This is a genomic window from Amycolatopsis plumensis, assembly GCF_042652605.1.
Classification (GTDB): Bacteria; Actinomycetota; Actinomycetes; order Mycobacteriales; family Pseudonocardiaceae; genus Amycolatopsis; species Amycolatopsis plumensis.
In genome coordinates this window covers 9,656,703-9,673,500 of record NZ_JBHSJY010000001.1, presented here as the reverse complement: position 1 = coordinate 9,673,500, position 16,798 = coordinate 9,656,703, and the positions used below count along the sequence as shown (strand labels likewise).

Genomic DNA, 16,798 nt, shown 5'->3' with positions numbered 1-16,798 from the left:
GTGCGACACTGCCCGGCGGCTTGTACGAACTCGAACCGCTTCGTTCGGTCTACATCGGCGACGCGATCGGTCTGACGGCCGCCGAGTCTGCGCGCACCAGTCCGATCAGGAATGTCCACAAAGATCTTTCGCGCTCGGTCATCACTTCGATCTGCCGTTCGGATTGGGCGTCCCGCGACATCCGCTCGGCGCGCGGCCGCCGAGCGGATGATGCGTCGACCACACGTGTGCGGCTCGGGTCACGCGACGCATTCGGGAAGACGACTTTGCCAAACGCCCGAGCGCACACTCTAAGCACCGGATCGACAGGCTCGTGCCCAGGGAGGCGCACAGCGTGATCAATATCCTCCAGCCGACGTTGGGTGCGGACGAAATTGCCGCAGTCGGCGACGTTTTCGCCTCTTCGTGGGTCGACCGGGAGCGGATGACCTCGGTCGGCTCCTGTTCGGAAGGAGTCTTCGTGTCGATGCAACTCGCCGGCGCCGGTCCGCAGACCGATGTGGTGCTGCCGACCGAGCAGGAGGACCTTGACGCCTTCGCCTGCGCCGGCTCCCCCGCGTGGCACATCGCCGGCCCGCCTGAGCAAGCGCGCGCTGTACGTCGGCGTGCGGGAGCGCATCGACGGTCGGGAGCGGTGATGGCGAGCCCGCTGGAGCAGGAGGGATCGGAGGCCGACATCGCCGCGGACCTCGCCGTGTCGGCGGCCACGACGCGTGGATTCCACCTGTCCACCGTCGAGTTCGACGACTGGCTGGCAGAACGCTTTGTGGCCCACGATTTCGAGGTCTCGCGTGTCCCGTTCGACGAACTCGATCACTGGGACGTTCGCCGACGACAGTGGCAATCTGACCCACCGCAGCGGCCGGTTTCTTCACGGTCGAAGGTTGCGGGTGCGGCGACGGACGGAGCGGTGCCGGAGTGGCACCAGCCGATCATCAACCCAGCCGGAGATCGGCATCCTTGGCATCGTCGCCAAGAGGTTCGGCGGCGTCCTGCACTTCCTCATGCAGGCGAAAATGGAACCGGGGAACGTCAACCTCGTGCAACTGTCGCCGACGGTGCAGGCCACGAAGAGCAATTACCGCAGGGCGCACGGCGGCAACGAGGTGGCCTACCTGCACCACTTCATCGGCCCGCGACGCGGCAAGGTGATCGTCGACGTGCTTCAGTCCGAGCACGGTTCGTGGTTCTACCAGCAAGCGCAATCGCAACATGGTTGTCGAGGTAGCTGACCACGTCGAGGTCGGACACGACTTCTGCTGGCTGACTCTCGGCCAGATCAACGAACTTCTGGCTCGCGACTACGTCGTCAACATGGACTCGCGGACGGTGCTGTCCTGCCTGCCGGCGAGTTCGGTGCCCGCGTGGTCGCGTGACGCCACCCTGCCCGGCGCGCACCGAAGCACGCACGCGTTGCTGAGGTGGCTCACCGAACGGCAGGTCGACAGCGAACTCGACGCACAACGGGTGCGCCTGACCGACCTCCCGAGTGGAACCGTACCGACTGGGAAATCACGCGAGGTGACGGCAGTTCTTCAGTGTCGTGGGGGTGTCGGTTCGCGCGGGTAGCCGCGAGGTGTCGAGCTGGCACCAACCGCTGATCGAGCAGCACGGTTACGGGATCGTGGCTTTCGTCGTCACGGAGTTCCGCAGCGTACCTGCACGTTCTGGTCCGCGCGACGATGGAGGCAGGGCTTCCTCGGCGCCATCGAGCTCGGCCCCACCGTGCAATGCGTTCCCGCCAACTACGCTCCGGGCAACGCACCGTTTCTGTTTGGACTACGTCATGGCAGCCGGCCCCGAGCGGATTCGCTACGCCGCTTCCCATTCGGAAGAAGGTGGCCGGTTCCGGAACGCGGCGAGCCAGTACATGATAATCGAGGCGGACGAGACGCTCCCCAAGCTACTGCCTGCCGACTACCTTGGGTCGCCGCGGGCCAGCTCGCCGAACTGCTGAGGCACAGCCATTACGTCAACGTTCAGGCCCGTAGCCTGGTGGCCTTCTTGAAGACGCTACCGTAAAGTGGTCGTCCGCCGGACCATGGCCGGCCTGTGGGACAAGACCACTTGTCGGCATCATCCATACGATGACGCCGGCGCTCGGTGCCCATCTGAGAACTCGCCCGCGGGCCGATCGCGCAGGTGGCGCGGGAGTTGGGGTCAACGAGGGCACGCTGGGCAACTGGTGTGCCCGGGATCGTCGTGCGCGTGAGGGTGGCGGTGGTAGCGCAACACCATCGAGCGGGCATTCGGCCACGTGAACCAATGGCACGGGGCCGCCACGCGCTACGATCATGATCTGCCGCACCGCTTCCCAGAATAAGAGACACGCCTACTATCGTGCTTGCGAGTAGGAGACCGCCGAGGTAGGTCTGGGCGTACTTGTCACCTGCCAGGTCCCGTGGTCGCGCCAGGACTGTAGGACGATGCCGATCCTGGCCCGCCACCGCTCGTCCGCGTGTGCAGGGTCGACGTCCAGGACCTCGACCTCGCCAGCCGAACGCAGACGGAAGCTCCAAGCCCGGCAGGTTCGCCAGCCGTTCCTTCTCCGAGGACCGCCGCGCCGGGGAGATCAACCGCGTGGCCATCAGCAGCGCGAACAAATCCAGCGCGTCGTCGATCGCGGGCCGCCTCCAGGTTCCGGATACCGCGGCCACCAGCGCCATCCGCCGTGGTTCCGGTGCCCGCTCCAGCGCCGCAGCCTTGCTGGGCCATCCCATAGCGCGCCAGCGTGGACAGGCGTTTCACCGGCACCCGCGACACATCCACTCTCCCCAGCCCGAACCCGGAGATCTCGTTGACCCGATCCAGCGCCCGCGCCATCGCCGTCCCGGTCGAGCGCGTCCGCGGCCGGCGCAGCCGCTCCGACTCCGGATGAGTCGGCTCCACTCGAAACGTGCCGTACGACTCCGTCTGCTCATCGGTCAGAAACTCCACCGGCACTTGGCACGTGAGTCGTCGCGGCAGCATGACCGGCCCGCCCGGGCGGCAGCACTCGCCCAGACGTCACTCACGTCGCGAGCAGCCATGCCCGACCCGCCTTGATCGCACTTCTACGGACCTGACCGGTATACGCATCCAATCCTGGACGGTCCGGGGCAGCGCTCGGCTGCTCGCCGCGTTACGCCTTGTCGGCCGCCATCGCTTCCTGCAGACTTCGCGGCCGCATGTCGGTCCAGTTCTCGTCGACATAGGCGAGGCTCTCGGCTCGCGCCGCCGGACCGAACTTGACCTGCCAGCCGGCCGGAACGTCGACGAACGTCGGCCACAGTGAGTGCTGGCCCTCGTCATTGACCAGTACGAAGAACTCACCGTTGTCGTCATCGAAGGGGTTCACAGTCATGAATCAGCTCCCGAGTTGAGGTTGGTCGACAGCCCGTTGACAATGCGACTGATCTCAGCCGCATTGTCGGGCCAGTACATTTCTTGGTGCGTGCACTCCAGGACGATCCGCTTTACCGGATCGGCCACGATCTGCCCGACGGCCCTGGCGAAGCATGCCGCGATCGCCTCCACGGTCGACCTGTCGAAGAGGTCGGTCGCGTATTCCACCTGGAACAGCAGCTCATGAGTTCACCGCGCCCTCCGCTCGTCAACGAAGGCAAGAAGTGCGTCCACACCCGACTTGAGAGCCTCTGGTTCCACGCAGAAGGCGATCCGCACAAGGTTGTCCGCATGGGAATCGGTGTCCATCGCCACCAGAGCGCCTCGATCATCAAGCTGCGGACGTAATCCGAACCCCGAGCCGGGAACAACGGCCACACTATGTTCCGCGAGCAACTGCGCGGAGAAGGCCTCTGCTCCCAGACCGGTGCTACTGATATCCACCATCGCGTACCACCCGCCGGCTGGCAGTTCGCGGATCAGGCCAGCGTCTCGAAGTGCGGGCAACACGGTGTCTCTGTTCTGCTGTACCAACTTGCGGTTCGCCGCTGCAACATCGGGCATCTGCAGCGCCGCGATTCCGCCGTACTGCACCGGTGTCGGCGGAGAGCGATGATGCCAGCCTCCTGCACCACCCTCATCCCGGCGGCTGCCTCGTCCGTCGCCGGCACGACGTAGCCGAGCCGGTAGCCCGTCATCGCCAGGCTCTTGGAGAAGGTGAAGACGCTGTGCACAATCCGCTTCTCCACGGGCAGTTGGCGTTCACTTGCCGCCAGGGACAGATGGTCGCCCTCGTACACGAAGTGCTCGTATTGCCTCGTCGCTGATCACGTGCCATCCACGATCGCGCGCGAGTGTGAGCAGACCCTCTATCCGGTCCGCGTCCAGTACCGCGCCGGTGGGATTGGCCGGCGAGTTCACCAGAAGGATCCGGCTGTTGGGTCCCGACCTCTCGGCGATCGATTCGAGGTCCGGAAGTATGTCGTCGAGTGAGTAGAACACCGGGCGCAGCCCCGCGAGCAGGCTCTGCTGCACATGGATCGGCCAGTGCAGATCAGGAAGCAGGATCTCGGTCCCCGGTTCGGCCAGCGACAGCAACAGCGCCTGCAGTCCTTGACAGGAGCCCGGCGTAACGAAGATTCGCGAGATCGGCGCGTCGACGCCGTTTCTCCCGTTTCAGCTTCGCAGCCAACGCGCGCCGCAGTTCCGGAAGACCTTCGACATCGGTGTACGACGTCCGGCCGGCCCGCTGAGCTTCCGCGATCGCCTCGGCGACCTGGAGGGGAGGTGAAGTACGGCTCTCCGACGTGAAGTCTGGTCACCGGTGACCCGGTGGCCAGCGCGCGGGCGTCGGCGGCACGAAAGATCTGGTGCAGCGACGACGACGGAATCGCTGTGGCAATAGGCGGATGGCTCATCGTTTCGGTCCCCAACTCATGGTCAGTTGCGCGGTCACTGTCAGGTCGAGACACTGCTGCCAGGCGGATGAAGTCGTGCGATCACGCACCACGGGTAGCTGCACCGATGATCCAGCCGGCGAAGTCCGGGTCGAGTAGGCGGGCCACTCCGTCGTCTTCGCGAACCGGCCCATAGGGGTACCGGTGAGCAGGTCGGCGTTGACCCGCTCGGCGATGCTCACGACACCGCCCGTCGCCGCAGACCATCGATCGCTACGTCGGCGAAGACGTCCTCGAGCAGGTCACCGACTGCTGAGAAGACGTGGAAGTGCCCACCCGGGCGACGACGTACGGAGAATGACCCATTGGTGACTTCGCCCCACTCGACCAGCTCGGACTCGTTCACGAGTGGATCGCCGATGCCGTGGTAACAGATCACCGGACAGTCGAGCGAGGGTGGGTTCACCGGCGGTTCGTAGAGCTCGTTGGCCCTGATGTCCGAGCGCAGAATCGGCAGCAGCACCCCACGCAAGTCGGCGTCGGCGGCAATCTCCGGGTCGACTCCACCGTAGCCGCAAACGATCGACCACAGTTCGTCGTCGTCATGGAGATGCGTTTCCCCTCCACCGGCCAGCCGCGGCGGGGGCGACGCCGAGATAACGAGTTGCACCGGGCGTACTCCGCTGCGCTGCAGTGCGAGCACGGTCTCGTAGGCCACCAAAGCGCCGAAACTGTGCCCGAACAACAGCAGCGGGGCGTGGGGCTCGAGAGTCAGGAGTTCCGCGCTCACGGACGACGCCATCCGCCGGACATCCTCCACGGCGGGTTCGGCGAACCTGTCGCCACGACCCGGGTACTGGGCCACCACCAGTTCGGCCTGGGCGGGCAGCTCGTTCGCGAAGCCGGCATAGCTCGCGGCCGCACCACCGGCGTGCGGAAAGCAGACGAGTCGGATCGCGGCCGCGGGATGACGTTCGACCACCGTAGCCAACCTCGGTCCCCGGTAGGAGTCATGACCTCCACCTAACGCTCAAGCAGACATGCTCAATCAGAGCCTTGCACCTCTGCGGGTGGCCAGGCTTAAATCTTTCGGCTCTCAGTCACCGGTGAAGGAACTACGCAAGACATCCCGGACTCGACGAATCGCCTAGTCACGCTGGCAATTGCTGTCCGCACAAAGGTCGGCTGAAGGAGACGCAGGTGGGTGCTGGCGAGTTTCTCGATCTCACGGATCCGGCAACGTTTGTTCGGCACGAGCCTCGTGACTACTGGCAGGAGATTCGGTCGCAGCATCCCATCTACTGGCACGACTCCCCCGGCGACCTGCCGGGATTCTGGGTAGTCACCAGGTTCAGCGACATACAGACGGCGTACCGCAACGCCAAATTCCTGAGCTCGGCGCGCGGTACCGTGCTCGACGTACTACTGCACGGCAACGACTCCGCAAGCGGCAAGATGCTCGCCGTCACCGATCGCCCCCGCCACCAGCAGTTGCGGAACCTGATGCTGCGGGCGTTCTCCCCCAAGGTCCTCGGACCGGTGGTCGAGCGGGTCGAGCAACGCACCCGGAGTTTGGTCGCCAGCGTGGTTGATGTGGGCACGTTCGACTTCGCCGCCGAGGTCGCCGAGCACATCCCGATGACGACGATCTGCGATCTCCTGTCAATCCCCGACGGCGACCGTGCCGAGCTGCTCAAGTGGAACAAGCTGGCCCTGTCCGCGGACAGCGAGGAGGTTGACGACCTCGACTCGCTGATCGCCCGCAACGACATCGTTTCCTACTTCATGGATCTCGCCAAGCATCGCCGGGAGAACCCAGGCGACGACGTCATCACCATGATCGCGAGCACGCAGGTCGACGGCGAGCTGCTCAGCGACGAGGAGGTCGCGCTGAACTGCTACAGCCTCATCCTGGGCGGCGATGAATCGTCCCGGATGTCAGCGATCGGAGGGGTCAAAGCGCTGGCCGAGAACCCTGGGCAGTGGGCCGCGCTGCGGGCCGGCGCCGCCTCCCTCGACGACGCGGTCGAGGAGGTGCTGCGCTGGGTCACGCCCGCTATGCACTTTGCCGGACCGCGCTCATCGACCTGGAGATCGCCGGTCAGAAGATCCGGGCCGGGGACATCGTCACTTTGTGGAACACCTCGGCTAACGACGATGAGACAGTGTTCCCCGATCCGCGAACCTTCGACCTGGCACGCAAGTCCAGCAAGCACCTCACCTTCGGCCACGGCCCCACTTCTGCGTCGGTGCGTTTCTGGGCCGGGCGGAACTGCGGGCCCTGTTGTCCTCGCTCGCGGGGTCGGTGCGTTCAATCGAGCTAGCTGGCAATCCGTCGCGGATCTACTCGAACTTCCTGTTCGGCTACAGTAGTTTGCCCGTCAACTTTCGGTGAGCGGACCGTCTCAGCCGTCGGTGAGACGGCCCTCTCCACCACTAGCGCCAACTCCGAGATACTGCCGGCCTCGAAGAGTGAGCGTATCGGGATCTTGGCCGAGGTCCTGTCGGATCCGGGCGGCCAGCTTCGTCGCCAGCACAGAGTGCCCACCGATCTCGAAGAAGTTCTGATCTGGGGTGACCACCGGCAGGCCCAGGAGCTCGGCGACGATCGCGCACAGAACATCGGCGTACGGCATACCCTCCTGCCAGCTGAGCTGTTCGGCAGGGGGCTTGACGAGGCGCGGTCGCAAACGCCTTCGGTCGATCTTTCCGTTGTGCGTCGTCGGAAGGTGGTCGAGCAGGGTGATTGTCGACGGCACCATGTGATCCGGCAACGTACGGCGGACATGGTGGCGCAGCTCCGGCTCGGTCACTTCTTCCCCCGGCGACGTCGTCACGTACGCGACCACACGGGCGTCTGCCAGTTCTCCTTCCACCGCAGCGACGGCGAGTTTGACCGCGGCGTGACCGGCCAAGGCTGCCTCGACCTCAGCAAGCTCGACCCGGAAGCCACGAACCTTCACCTGTGCATCGGCGCGACCCGAGAAAAGGATCTCTCCATCAGTCCGACGCGAGCCGCGGTCGCCGGAGCGGTACATCCGACTGCCGGGTGCTCCCTGCGGATCGGCAACAAAACGGGTGGCAGTGATGCTCGGACGGTTGAGATAACCGCGGGCTAGCCCGGGCCCGGCCAGGTACAGTTCCCCTTCGGCGCCGTCGGCAACTTCTTGCATACGCTCGTCGAGCACTTGGACGGTCTCGCCGAGCCAGGGCGTCCCGATGGTGATCTCGCCGACAGCCGGATCGACCGGTCCGCTGAGGGTGGAGCCGACAGTCACCTCGGTCGGACCGTAACCGTTGAAGAGCCGTCGACCGGGTGCCCACTTGCGGACCAAGGCCGGCGTACATGTATCGCCCGTCGACATCACCGTGCCGCCTAGCAGAACGCCATCGGCGTCAGTGGCACTCAAGGCCACGGCGGCAAGGTCGCGTGGGTGATCCGGTGCCTTAGCAGGGTGTCCCGCAACGGGTCTCCCGGCAGGACGTCGTCTGAGGACACCATGACCAGCGCGGCTCCGGACAGAAGTGCAAGGGTGATGTCCCAAAATGCGGCGTCGAAGCTGATCGACGCCCACTGCAGCACCCGGTCACCAGGGCCCGGGCCGATCCGGTGCGCGTGAGTTGCGAGCATATCGCCCGTACCTGCATGAGTCACCGCCACGCCCTTCGGCGTACCGGTGGAGCCTGACGTGTAGATCACGTACATCAAATGGGATGTGTACAACGGAGACAGCCGCTCAGCGTCAGTCAGGTCGCCGGTCGCCTCACCTCGGATGTCCGCCTGCAGTTCAGGGTCGTCTATCACGTAGTCGGCCACCTCGTCACTCAGGCAGCGAATCCGGCTCGACCGGATCACCAGGACGGGGCCCGCGTCGTCGATAACGTGCGCCAGCCGATCATCAGGGTAGTTCGGGTCCAGCGGAAGATACGCGCCGCCGGCCTTCAGCACGGCCAGCAGCACGATGATCAAATCTTCCGAACGCGGTATGGCCACCGCCACCAAGGAATCCGGCCCGACTCCCAGGGCCACCAAGCGCCTGGCCAGCTGGTTCGCGTGGGTGTTCAGCTCGGCGTAACTCAAACAAGTGTCACCGAAGATGACCGCGGGCTGGTCGGGGAAGCGGGCAACAGTCGACTCGAACAACTCCGGAACCGTGGACAAGGTTCAACTCCTTGGATCAGCCGACTCTTGGAAGGGACACCGCCCCTGCTACGGACCCTAGAAGCCCAGGCCGATGACGACCATCGAACTGACAGAGACAGGACAGCGCCGGGCCACGTCAAAACCCCCACGGGACTCCTGTCGCGTCTCTGTCAGCACGATTGCCTGACGGCGGCGGATGCCAGATGGTGAAGACCGGTGGCCTGTCGCACCGCTGATCCTCAATTCGATATCTAGTCTGATCGGGAGCCGAGATGCTCGAAGGCTGCGTTTCCTGGCCGACGACTCGCCGAGCAGTATCGCCGCCAGGGTTACTGGCAAGAGCGATCGCTGGGCGAGCTCCTGGAGGCGGCCTGCGCCGAACATGCCACCAAGGTGGCCCTCGTGTACGGCGAGCAGCGGCTCACGTACGCGGACCTCGCAGCCCGCTCCGACCTCGTAGCCCGGCAGTTCGTAGCTCGTGGGATTGGCCCGCTCGATCGGGTCGTCGTGCAGTTGCCGAACGTGCCGGAGTTCGCGACCGTGGTTTTCGCGTTGTTCCGGCTGGGTGCCATTCCGGTGCTGGCTCTGCCGGGGCATCGCAAGCACGAGCTCGTTCACCTGGCCTCGCAGTCCGGCGCCGTCGCACTGATCGTGATGAGCGAGTTCCGAGGCTTCGACTACCGGCAACTCGCCAAGAGGTGCAGCAAGACGTCCCAGAGGTCGAGCATGTGCTGATTGCGAACGAGCTCGCCGACAGCGCGCCGGAGACGCGGTATCCGCAGGTCGATCCGTCCGAGCCGGCTTTCTTCCTGCTCTCCGCGGGACGACTGGCCGGCCGAAACTGATCCCCCGCACGCACAACGACTACGCGTACAACATGCTGGCTGCCGCGGACGCGCTCCGGGTCGACACTACGTCGACGTACCTAGCCGTGAACCCGGTCGCCCACAACGCCGCGCTCGGTTGCCCTGGGCTGTTCGGAACGCTGCTCGTCGGTGGCAAGGTCTTACTCGCCCGAATTCTCGGCTGGCGGAGCTGATCGGGCTCATCCGTGCGGAGCAGGTCACGCTCACGACGTTGGTACGGGAACCGTGCGGCTTTGGATCGACTACGCGCAGCGGACGCCTGTCGACCTTTCCGGCGTCCACTTGCAGATCGGCAGTTCGAAGCTGACACCAGTGCAGGCCGAGGAAGCGCGCGAGTTCCTGCACTGCGACCTGAGTCAGTGGTTCGGTGTCGGCGAAGGGCTCCTCACCTACACTCGGCTTGACGACCCGGATGAGGTGAGGTTCAACACCGAGGGCCGTCCAATGGCTCCCGACGACGAATAATCCGGGTTGTAGACGACGCGGCCACGACGTACCGGACAACGTCGAAGGTGAGCTGCTGACGCGAGGTCCGTACACCATACGCGGCTACTACCGTGCCGAACAGGAGAACACCGACTCCTTCACGTCGGATGGGTTCTTCCGGACCGGGGACCTGGTGCGACGTAGGCCGGACGGCAACATCGTCGTCGTCGGCCGGCTCAAGGACGTGATCAACCGGGCTGGCGACAAGGTTCCGGTCGAGGACCTGGAGGAACAGCTCATGGCGCATCCCGGCGTCCGGGACGCGGCGGTCGTGGGGGTCGAGGACGCAGTACTGGGTGAGCGCACTTACGCATTCGTTGTGCTGCGGGACCAGAGCATCGAGCTCCAAGCCCTGAAGGTATTCCTGCGAGACCGCGGTCTCGCGACCTACAAGATCCCGACAAGCTCGTGTCCGTCTCCGAACTGCCCCGCACGCCGGTAGGTAAGGCAGACAAGGTCGCACTGCGCGCCATGGCCGCCTTCACCCCGCCCGGCGCCGGCAGACAGGCGGCATGAGACCCCCGCGCCGGGCTCCGAGTTCGGCTCCCCCCTCGCCGCGCGAGCATGGGCGTCGTCCTCGCCGGGGTCAAGGCCAAGCCCTCCGGGTGGCCTCCGGCCAGCCTTGACCCCTCCTGCGGGCCTGCGCCCACCCCGACCGTTCCTCCTTCCAGGCAGCCTGCGCTCGCTCGACCACCGCCTGCTCGCCGGCTGTCAGGTCGTCCGGGAGCGGAAGCTGTTCGCCCACCATCCCCAGCGCACCGCGGTCGCTGTTGACGTGGGCTCCGATGACGTTCCCCGGCCCGGGTTGCGGCCAGCCGGCCCGTGATGCCGGCACCGATGTCACCGCCCTGCACCCCGTACCGGTCGTACTCGAGCCGGTTCATCAGTTCGGCGAACGCTTCCGTGGTGCGGCCCAGCTCCCAGCCTCCTGACGCGAGGGGGGTCGAGAAGCCGAAGCCGGGCAAGGAGGGCACCACCACGTGGAACGCGTCGGCAGGGTCGCCTCCATGGGCTCGGGGATCGGTCAGGGAAACCAAGGATGTGCGTGAACTCGGCGATCGAGCTCGGATAGCCGTGCGTGACCAGCAGGGGCACGGCGCCCGGTTCAGGGGAGCGGACGTGCAAGAAGTGGATTCGTTGCCCGTCGATCTCGGTGTGGAACTGCGGGAAGGCGTTGAGGGCCGCTTCCTGCGCCCGCCAGTCGAACTCGGAGCGCCAGTAGTCAGCCAGCTCCTTCAGGTAGTCGGCAGGGACACCTCGACCCCAGTCGGCAGCGGCGTCGCCCGGCACCTCGGCGGCGAAACGGCCGGCGCCGAGGCGGCTTGGAGGTCTTCGACGGCGGTCTGCGGGATCTCGATGCGGAAGGAATGAATCTGCTGGCGTGAGGTCATGCAACGAGGTTAGGAGCTATTGCGGAAGAGCGGCTTCCGCAATAGGTGCGATCACGTCGAGGCGGCTCTGCCCTCGACGACTGGGCGATCGGGGTTAGCGGCGCGCGGCTCCCTGGAGGCTACTCGTGCGGCCGTACCGGCTCCCCAAAGATGCGGCGCATGGCTACGGCGTCATCCTTAGCGCAACGGAGCGTCCGTGGGCTGCGAACTTCGTCCTCGGTGACACCGGGCGCTGTCTCGACCAGAACCAGCCCGTCGCTTGCCACGTCAATGACGGCGAGGTCGGTGATGATCCGATTCACCACACGGAGCCCGGTGTAGGGCAAGGTGTTTTCGCGGAGGATCTTCGGCGAGCCGTCTTTGGCGGTGTGCTCCATCAGCACGATAACTCGCCTGGCTCCGTGGACGAGGTCCATCGCCCCACCCATGCCCTTCACCATCTTGCCGGCACGGCCAGTTCGACAGATCACCGCGTTCAGAAACCTGCATCGCGCCCAGGACGGCGACGTCGAGGTGGCCGCCGCGGATGATGCCGAAGAGATGAGACGGAGTCGAAGTACGACGCACCGGGCGGACCGTCACCGTTTCCTTGCCGGCGTTGATCAGGTCCGGGTCGATCGCGTCGGGCGCCGGGTAGGGCCCGGTGCCCAGGATGCCGTTCTCACTGTGCAGCACGACGTGCACATCTTCGGGCAGGAAGTTGGGTATCAGTGTCGGCAGCCCGATGCCGAGGTTGACGTACTCGCCGTCACGCAACTCGGCGGCCGCACGGGCGGCCATCTGGGCGCGGGTGAGACTCATCGGTCCACCTCCGTCACGGTGATTTTTTTCGATGCGCTTTTCGAGAGGTGAGGTGTGCACGACGCGCTGGACGAACACGCCGGGCAGGTGAACCTCGGCTGGGTCGAGCTCACCGGGTTCGACCAGCTCTTGGACCTCGACGACGGTGACTCGGCCCGCCATCGCGCACAGCGGGTTGAAGTTCTGCGCGGACTTTTCGAACACGAGGTTGCCGTGCCGGTCTCCTTGGCGGCGCAGACGAGCGCGAAGTCCGTGACAATGGCCTCCTCAAGAACGTGCGTGATGCCGCCGAACTCACGGGTCTCCTTGGCAGGCGACGCAACAGCGACCGAGCCGTCGGGCGCGTACCGCCATGGCAGTCCGCCGTCGGCGAGTTGGCTCCCCACACCCGCCGGGGTGAAGAACGCCGGAATGCCGGATCCACCGGCGCGCAAACGTTCGGCGAGTGTGCCCTGGGGGCAGAGTTCGACCTCGAGTTCGCCGCCGAGGTACTGACGTGCGAACTCCTTGTTCTCCCGACGTAGGACCCGTGACGCGGCTGATCCGCCGATCGGCCAGCAGGATTCCGAGCCCCCAGTCGTCGATCCCGCAGTTGTTCGAGACCACACGCAGGTCGTGGACTTCCAGCTTGTGGAGGATCTCGATCAGGGTGGTGGGGATGCCGCAGAGACCGAATCCGCCGACAGCGAGAGTCGCGCCGTTGGCGATTCCGGCCAATGCTTGTTCGGCTGTGACAACCTTGTCCATGCCTCTTCTCCTAGGGATTGCGGTAAGCCAGCGAGCGCAGCGATCAGTGGCGAAGCTGCCGGTTGTGCGCTGGAAACGGGTAGCTGCCAAACCGCGGTGAGCGTCTGTACGAGGTTGATGCCTTCGCGCAGCGCAGTCGGGTGTTGCCGGCGACTGGTCGGCGGCGTCGTAGTACTGCGTGGCGGGTCGCGCACGGTCAACGCGATGGTGATCACGCCGAGCAGCGAGTCGGTACCGGCCGGCTACGGCGCCTAATTCGGACGCACGAAGCTGACCTGAGAAGGCATCAACCTCCTGTTGGTCTGTTCAGTGAACGCCTCAGTAGTCAACTTCGGGCCACGACCACCGGTCAAGAGTGGCAGAAGGTGCGACTTGAAGTTCTCGACAGATGAACAGGGGCGAGCAGTGCGTTCACTGAGTGAACGTAGGATCGAAGACATGGCTGCTCCTTCTCCAAGCGTGATCGGCCGGATCGCCGCAGTCTTGCGCGCGCTGTCGGCCGCACAGCGCAGCGGCGCGTCGACCTCCGAGATCGCGCGCGCGAGCGCGCTGGCCCGCCCCACCACCCACCGGCTGCTCGTGGCGCTGGCGGACGAAGGCTACGTGGACAGGAACCACCGAACCGGGCAGTGGTACCTCGGACCGGAGCTATACCTGCTGGGTGGAGTTGCCGCATCCCGCTACGACGTCACCCAGCACGCTCGCGACAGCGTGCACCGGCTCGCCGCCGCGACCGGCGAGAGCGCCTTCTTCTCCGCCCGCCGCGGCGAGGAAACGGTGTGCCTGCTCCGCGAGGACGGCTCCTTCCCGATTCGCACGTTCGTGCTCTTCGAAGGCGCCCGGTTCCCCCTCGGCGTCGTCTCGGCTGGCCAGGTCGTGCTGGCAATGCTGCAAGACCGCGAAATCGACGCCTACCTCCGCCGAACGGATCTCACGATCCACTGGGGCCCGCAGTACACGGCGGACGCAGTCCGCGAGCGGATCGCCCGCACCCGCGAGCTTGGATACGCCGTCAACCCAGGACTGGTCGTCGAAGGCAGCTGGGGCATGGCTGCCGCCGTGTTCGACCATGCTGGCGAACCCGCATGGGCTCTGACCCTCACGGGCATCGAGTCCCGCTTCCATGAACAGCGCCGTCCTGAGCTCGGTGCCCTTCTGCTCGAGGAAGCCCACCAGCTGACCAAGACACTACAAGTGCGACACCGGTAACCCCCGGTCAACCGGACGAGGTCATCAGGCTGATCGTGGCATACCGCGCCGCTGCCGTGCTTCACGCCCTGACCACCTGAAGCACATGGTCGAAAGCCCAAAGCGTGTAACCCGGGAACCCGTATCCCGCCGGCATGTCCTGGCACGACGCATCGGTGCGCACCCGCCACCGGATCCGATCGATCAACTGCCGCTTGCCGAGTGCTCAGAGTGGCCCGAATCCACGGTACGGATGCAGTGGTATGACCGAGAACTCCGAAAGACCTGACTGGGCCATGGGAAGCGCGTCAACCACGGAGTTCGCAGTGTTTTCGTCGGGAGCTTCGATCAACAAGCAAGCGCCTGCCAAGTCTCCGCGCAGCCAAATTTGGCGTACCACACCATCGGCGTAAAGTTGACGAACCTGATCGGTCTCGTGTGGGATTACTTCGTCGAAGTCGGCACTTGTAAATTCTTCGGTTTTGCGGAGGCTGAGGACCATGAATTGCATCGATGATACTTCCGGATTTCTGGCCGAGTAGATGACGGGTCAGGCTCGCGTCAGAGAGGCTGAGTTCGATAAAAGTGTTAATGTCATAGGGATATACTCAGCGTACCATTCGCCGTGCTGGCGCCAGTAGATGTTTCAACTGGACATAAAACAGCTGAGGTTCGACGACTGCCTAATGATCGCGTCGGTCATCCCTCAGCGGCGACAGCCGGCGCGGGAGTGGCTGGCCGAGGCGGCTCGGGTTGTCGCCGGCAGCGTAGGCATGCGCCGTCGGCGGGATAGGGTTTCGCTGGGCTGGGTGACCTCCGGACGCCTATCCGACCCTGAGCACTAGCTTCCCGGCGACGTGGTTTTCCTCGCCCAGACGGTGCGCCGCAGCTGCTTCGGTCAAGGGAAAGGTCTTCTCCACCTCGACAGACAGCTTCCCCTCATCGACCAGCCCGGCGAGCCGGCGCAACCCAGGCCCATCCGGGGCGACGAGAATCTCCGGGCTGACCCGGACCCCACGCTGCGCCGCCTGCTCGAGCAGTTCCAGCGGGGATCCCGGTGCCACGCGCACGAGCACACCGCCCCGGCGGAGCACTGAAAGCGATCGGACAGCGGTGCTGCCGACAAGATCGATGACCAGGTCGACGTCCGCGACCACTTCCTCGAACTGAACAGCGCTGTAATCCACGAGCTCGTCGGCACCCAGGCTGCGCAGCCACTCGTGGTGACGGGCCCGTGCTGTGCCGATCACGTGCGCACCGATGTGCTTAGCGAGCTGCACTGCCAGGTGTCCGACCCCGCCCGCCGCAGCCTGGACGAGGACTCTGTCACCCGGCCGGACGTCGGCGGCTTCGGTGAGGGCCTGCAACGCGGTCAGGCCGGCGAGCGGAATCGCTGCGGCATGGACGTGGTCCAGACTCCGCGGCTTGAGCGCGAAATGGCTCGCCGGTGCGGCGACGAACTGGGCATAGGCCCCGGCGGGGCGGGGGAACCACGGCATGCCGAAGACCTCGTCGCCTTCCCGAAACAGATGTACACCCTTCCCCACCTCCTCGACCACGCCCGACACGTCCCAGCCCAGGATGTACGGGGACTTTCCCAATGCCGCGGCGGCCGGGGTGGGAGCGCCTGCCCGCGTCTTCCAGTCGACCGGGTTGATTCCGGCCGCGTGGACGCGGACGAGGATGTCTCCCGGCAGCACCCGAGGCGTGGGCGCCGTCATGAGCCGAAGCACCTCCGGACCACCGAACTCGCTGATACCGACCACTGTCTGCTCCATGGCTACGCCTTTCGATCGAGGTCAACCCGTGCGGTGCCGCGGCACAAGGTTAAGATAGTCAGACATTAGTTCATGGGTTAACAGTTTGAGGTGCATATTGATCCCTGTCACACCGTCGGGCGAGGTGGCGTCGCTCTGGCGGGCCGCCCGGCGGGCCTCGATCTGGAAGGCATGGAGGTCTTCGGACGGCTCCGGCGACTGCAAGCTCTCTACGACCTGGAGATGGACTCACTGCACGGCGGCGGCCCACTCAGCGCCGCTGAACTGGACGTCCTGGTGATCATGCGGCACGCGGAGGAACCGATGATCGCCCGCGGCCTCGCCATGCTTCGCGGCTGCTCCCGGGCAGCGATGAGCAACATCTTGGCCAAGCTCGAGAGGCGGGAGCTCATCAACCGCGATCCGAATCCGGCCGACCGCCGCGCCAGCCTGATCCGGCTTTCCCCTGAAGGCATCGCCCTTGTCGACGAGGTCTTCCCCCGCCGCCTCGCCACCGAGAACAGGTTGCTGTCGGATCTCACGGAAGGCGAGCGCCGCACCATCACCCAGGCATTCGACCTGCTCATCCGGGCGATGCTGCGGCAATCTCCCCTCTCCGGCGACGTCGAACACTGAC

General features: G+C 65.4%; 24 protein-coding genes and 5 pseudogenes. 12 read left to right on the top strand and 17 right to left on the bottom strand.

Going from position 1 to position 16,798, the window contains the following annotated elements:
• Nucleotides 1–49: 49 nt before the first annotated feature.
• Nucleotides 50–817, bottom strand: coding sequence for a hypothetical protein (locus tag ACFPLC_RS46845; RefSeq protein WP_378236314.1), 768 nt, complete (start codon nucleotides 815–817; stop codon nucleotides 50–52).
• On the opposite strand from ACFPLC_RS46845, the pseudogene ACFPLC_RS46840 reads away from it, so the two are divergent.
• The 3 genes and pseudogenes from ACFPLC_RS46840 to ACFPLC_RS46830 all read left to right on the top strand — a co-directional run bounded on the left by ACFPLC_RS46840 (nucleotide 767) and on the right by ACFPLC_RS46830 (nucleotide 2,022).
• Nucleotides 767–1,232 (top strand): annotated as a pseudogene (locus ACFPLC_RS46840) (NDP-hexose 2,3-dehydratase family protein). The gene ACFPLC_RS46845 and the pseudogene ACFPLC_RS46840 sit on opposite strands and share 51 nt — an antisense overlap.
• On the top strand, nucleotides 1,213–1,569 hold the full coding sequence (locus tag ACFPLC_RS46835; RefSeq protein WP_378236258.1) for an NDP-hexose 2,3-dehydratase family protein: 357 nt from the start codon (nucleotides 1,213–1,215) through the stop codon (nucleotides 1,567–1,569). Before ACFPLC_RS46840 ends, ACFPLC_RS46835 begins: the two are co-directional and overlap by 20 nt.
• Nucleotides 1,544–2,022 (top strand): annotated as a pseudogene (locus ACFPLC_RS46830) (NDP-hexose 2,3-dehydratase family protein). The gene ACFPLC_RS46835 and the pseudogene ACFPLC_RS46830 overlap by 26 nt, the downstream one beginning before the upstream one ends.
• Before the next feature lie 364 nt (nucleotides 2,023–2,386).
• On the opposite strand, the pseudogene ACFPLC_RS46825 reads toward ACFPLC_RS46830, so the two are convergent.
• Nucleotides 2,387–2,512: pseudogene (locus ACFPLC_RS46825) on the bottom strand (ABC transporter ATP-binding protein); the annotation flags it as partial.
• Between the two features lie 219 nt (nucleotides 2,513–2,731).
• On the opposite strand from ACFPLC_RS46825, the gene ACFPLC_RS46820 reads away from it, so the two are divergent.
• The gene (locus ACFPLC_RS46820; protein ID WP_378236257.1) at nucleotides 2,732–2,878 is read left to right on the top strand and encodes a hypothetical protein; all 147 of its coding nucleotides are present in this window, start codon (nucleotides 2,732–2,734) and stop codon (nucleotides 2,876–2,878) included.
• Nucleotides 2,879–3,121: 243 nt separating this feature from the next.
• Here the strand turns inward: ACFPLC_RS46820 and ACFPLC_RS46815 are convergent, their stop codons facing one another.
• The 7 genes from ACFPLC_RS46815 to ACFPLC_RS46785 all read right to left on the bottom strand — a co-directional run bounded on the left by ACFPLC_RS46815 (nucleotide 3,122) and on the right by ACFPLC_RS46785 (nucleotide 5,763).
• A complete protein-coding gene (locus tag ACFPLC_RS46815) occupies nucleotides 3,122–3,343 on the bottom strand; it encodes an MbtH family protein (protein WP_378195847.1) in 222 nt (73 codons plus the stop codon).
• On the bottom strand, nucleotides 3,340–3,552 hold the full coding sequence (locus tag ACFPLC_RS46810; RefSeq protein WP_378195850.1) for a hypothetical protein: 213 nt from the start codon (nucleotides 3,550–3,552) through the stop codon (nucleotides 3,340–3,342). Before ACFPLC_RS46810 ends, ACFPLC_RS46815 begins: the two co-directional genes overlap by 4 nt.
• Before the next feature lie 21 nt (nucleotides 3,553–3,573).
• Nucleotides 3,574–3,978, bottom strand: coding sequence for an aminotransferase class I/II-fold pyridoxal phosphate-dependent enzyme (locus tag ACFPLC_RS46805; RefSeq protein ID WP_378236256.1), 405 nt, complete (start codon nucleotides 3,976–3,978; stop codon nucleotides 3,574–3,576).
• The gene (locus ACFPLC_RS46800) at nucleotides 3,864–4,184 is read right to left on the bottom strand and encodes an aminotransferase class I/II-fold pyridoxal phosphate-dependent enzyme (protein WP_378236255.1); all 321 of its coding nucleotides are present in this window, start codon (nucleotides 4,182–4,184) and stop codon (nucleotides 3,864–3,866) included. The genes ACFPLC_RS46805 and ACFPLC_RS46800 overlap by 115 nt, the downstream gene beginning before the upstream one ends.
• Nucleotides 4,147–4,524 carry an aminotransferase class I/II-fold pyridoxal phosphate-dependent enzyme gene (locus ACFPLC_RS46795; RefSeq protein WP_378236302.1) on the bottom strand — a complete coding sequence of 126 codons (378 nt, stop codon included), beginning with the start codon at nucleotides 4,522–4,524 and terminating at the stop codon, nucleotides 4,147–4,149. Before ACFPLC_RS46795 ends, ACFPLC_RS46800 begins: the two co-directional genes overlap by 38 nt.
• 274 nt (nucleotides 4,525–4,798) lie before the next feature.
• Nucleotides 4,799–5,023 carry a hypothetical protein gene (locus ACFPLC_RS46790; protein WP_378195856.1) on the bottom strand — a complete coding sequence of 75 codons (225 nt, stop codon included), beginning with the start codon at nucleotides 5,021–5,023 and terminating at the stop codon, nucleotides 4,799–4,801.
• Nucleotides 5,020–5,763, bottom strand: coding sequence for a thioesterase II family protein (locus ACFPLC_RS46785; protein ID WP_378236254.1), 744 nt, complete (start codon nucleotides 5,761–5,763; stop codon nucleotides 5,020–5,022). The genes ACFPLC_RS46790 and ACFPLC_RS46785 overlap by 4 nt, the downstream gene beginning before the upstream one ends.
• Before the next feature lie 218 nt (nucleotides 5,764–5,981).
• Here ACFPLC_RS46785 and ACFPLC_RS47565 point away from each other — a divergent pair, with 218 nt between their 5' ends.
• Nucleotides 5,982–7,154, top strand: a complete 1,173-nt coding sequence (locus tag ACFPLC_RS47565) for a cytochrome P450 family protein (RefSeq protein WP_465251646.1) — start codon at nucleotides 5,982–5,984, stop codon at nucleotides 7,152–7,154.
• A gap of 32 nt (nucleotides 7,155–7,186) precedes the next feature.
• On the opposite strand, the gene ACFPLC_RS46770 is transcribed toward ACFPLC_RS47565, so the two are convergent.
• Nucleotides 7,187–8,197: a non-ribosomal peptide synthetase gene (locus tag ACFPLC_RS46770; protein ID WP_378236251.1), complete on the bottom strand. Its 1,011-nt coding sequence runs from the start codon at nucleotides 8,195–8,197 to the stop codon at nucleotides 7,187–7,189.
• Entirely contained in the window at nucleotides 8,188–8,943 is a 756-nt protein-coding gene (locus tag ACFPLC_RS46765) for an AMP-binding protein (protein ID WP_378236250.1), read from the bottom strand. Before ACFPLC_RS46765 ends, ACFPLC_RS46770 begins: the two co-directional genes overlap by 10 nt.
• Nucleotides 8,944–9,318: 375 nt before the next feature.
• Here ACFPLC_RS46765 and ACFPLC_RS46760 point away from each other — a divergent pair, with 375 nt between their 5' ends.
• From ACFPLC_RS46760 to ACFPLC_RS46745, 4 genes are all read left to right on the top strand, one after another.
• Nucleotides 9,319–9,660, top strand: a complete 342-nt coding sequence (locus ACFPLC_RS46760; protein ID WP_378236249.1) for an AMP-binding protein — start codon at nucleotides 9,319–9,321, stop codon at nucleotides 9,658–9,660.
• A 142-nt stretch (nucleotides 9,661–9,802) separates the two neighbouring features.
• Nucleotides 9,803–9,964 (top strand): hypothetical protein, encoded by a 162-nt coding sequence (locus tag ACFPLC_RS46755; RefSeq protein WP_378236248.1) that lies wholly within the window; start codon nucleotides 9,803–9,805, stop codon nucleotides 9,962–9,964.
• Nucleotides 9,965–10,016: 52 nt separating this feature from the next.
• Nucleotides 10,017–10,256, top strand: coding sequence for a hypothetical protein (locus ACFPLC_RS46750; protein WP_378236247.1), 240 nt, complete (start codon nucleotides 10,017–10,019; stop codon nucleotides 10,254–10,256).
• Between the two features lie 154 nt (nucleotides 10,257–10,410).
• Nucleotides 10,411–10,719 carry an AMP-binding enzyme gene (locus ACFPLC_RS46745; RefSeq protein ID WP_378236246.1) on the top strand — a complete coding sequence of 103 codons (309 nt, stop codon included), beginning with the start codon at nucleotides 10,411–10,413 and terminating at the stop codon, nucleotides 10,717–10,719.
• Nucleotides 10,720–10,863: 144 nt separating this feature from the next.
• Here the strand turns inward: ACFPLC_RS46745 and ACFPLC_RS46740 are convergent, their stop codons facing one another.
• The 5 genes and pseudogenes from ACFPLC_RS46740 to ACFPLC_RS46720 all read right to left on the bottom strand — a co-directional run.
• Entirely contained in the window at nucleotides 10,864–11,112 is a 249-nt protein-coding gene (locus ACFPLC_RS46740) for a hypothetical protein (RefSeq protein WP_378236245.1), read from the bottom strand.
• Between the two features lie 5 nt (nucleotides 11,113–11,117).
• Nucleotides 11,118–11,567: an epoxide hydrolase N-terminal domain-containing protein gene (locus ACFPLC_RS46735; protein ID WP_378236244.1), complete on the bottom strand. Its 450-nt coding sequence runs from the start codon at nucleotides 11,565–11,567 to the stop codon at nucleotides 11,118–11,120.
• On the bottom strand, nucleotides 11,513–11,668 hold the full coding sequence (locus ACFPLC_RS46730) for a hypothetical protein (protein WP_378235643.1): 156 nt from the start codon (nucleotides 11,666–11,668) through the stop codon (nucleotides 11,513–11,515). Before ACFPLC_RS46730 ends, ACFPLC_RS46735 begins: the two co-directional genes overlap by 55 nt.
• Before the next feature lie 119 nt (nucleotides 11,669–11,787).
• Nucleotides 11,788–12,448: pseudogene (locus tag ACFPLC_RS46725) on the bottom strand (3-oxoacid CoA-transferase subunit B).
• Between the two features lie 45 nt (nucleotides 12,449–12,493).
• Nucleotides 12,494–13,216: pseudogene (locus tag ACFPLC_RS46720) on the bottom strand (CoA transferase subunit A); the annotation flags it as partial.
• A 117-nt stretch (nucleotides 13,217–13,333) separates the two neighbouring features.
• Here ACFPLC_RS46720 and ACFPLC_RS46715 point away from each other — a divergent pair.
• Together ACFPLC_RS46715 and ACFPLC_RS46710 are read left to right on the top strand one after the other, a co-directional pair.
• Entirely contained in the window at nucleotides 13,334–13,471 is a 138-nt protein-coding gene (locus ACFPLC_RS46715; protein WP_378235642.1) for a hypothetical protein, read from the top strand.
• Between the two features lie 183 nt (nucleotides 13,472–13,654).
• A complete protein-coding gene (locus ACFPLC_RS46710) occupies nucleotides 13,655–14,425 on the top strand; it encodes an IclR family transcriptional regulator (protein WP_378196515.1) in 771 nt (256 codons plus the stop codon).
• An 803-nt stretch (nucleotides 14,426–15,228) separates the two neighbouring features.
• Here ACFPLC_RS46710 and ACFPLC_RS46705 read toward each other — a convergent pair.
• Nucleotides 15,229–16,182 (bottom strand): NADP-dependent oxidoreductase, encoded by a 954-nt coding sequence (locus ACFPLC_RS46705; RefSeq protein WP_378196512.1) that lies wholly within the window; start codon nucleotides 16,180–16,182, stop codon nucleotides 15,229–15,231.
• A 171-nt stretch (nucleotides 16,183–16,353) separates the two neighbouring features.
• Here ACFPLC_RS46705 and ACFPLC_RS46700 point away from each other — a divergent pair, with 171 nt between their 5' ends.
• On the top strand, nucleotides 16,354–16,797 hold the full coding sequence (locus ACFPLC_RS46700) for a MarR family winged helix-turn-helix transcriptional regulator (protein WP_378236243.1): 444 nt from the start codon (nucleotides 16,354–16,356) through the stop codon (nucleotides 16,795–16,797).
• Nucleotide 16,798 lies beyond the last annotated feature (1 nt).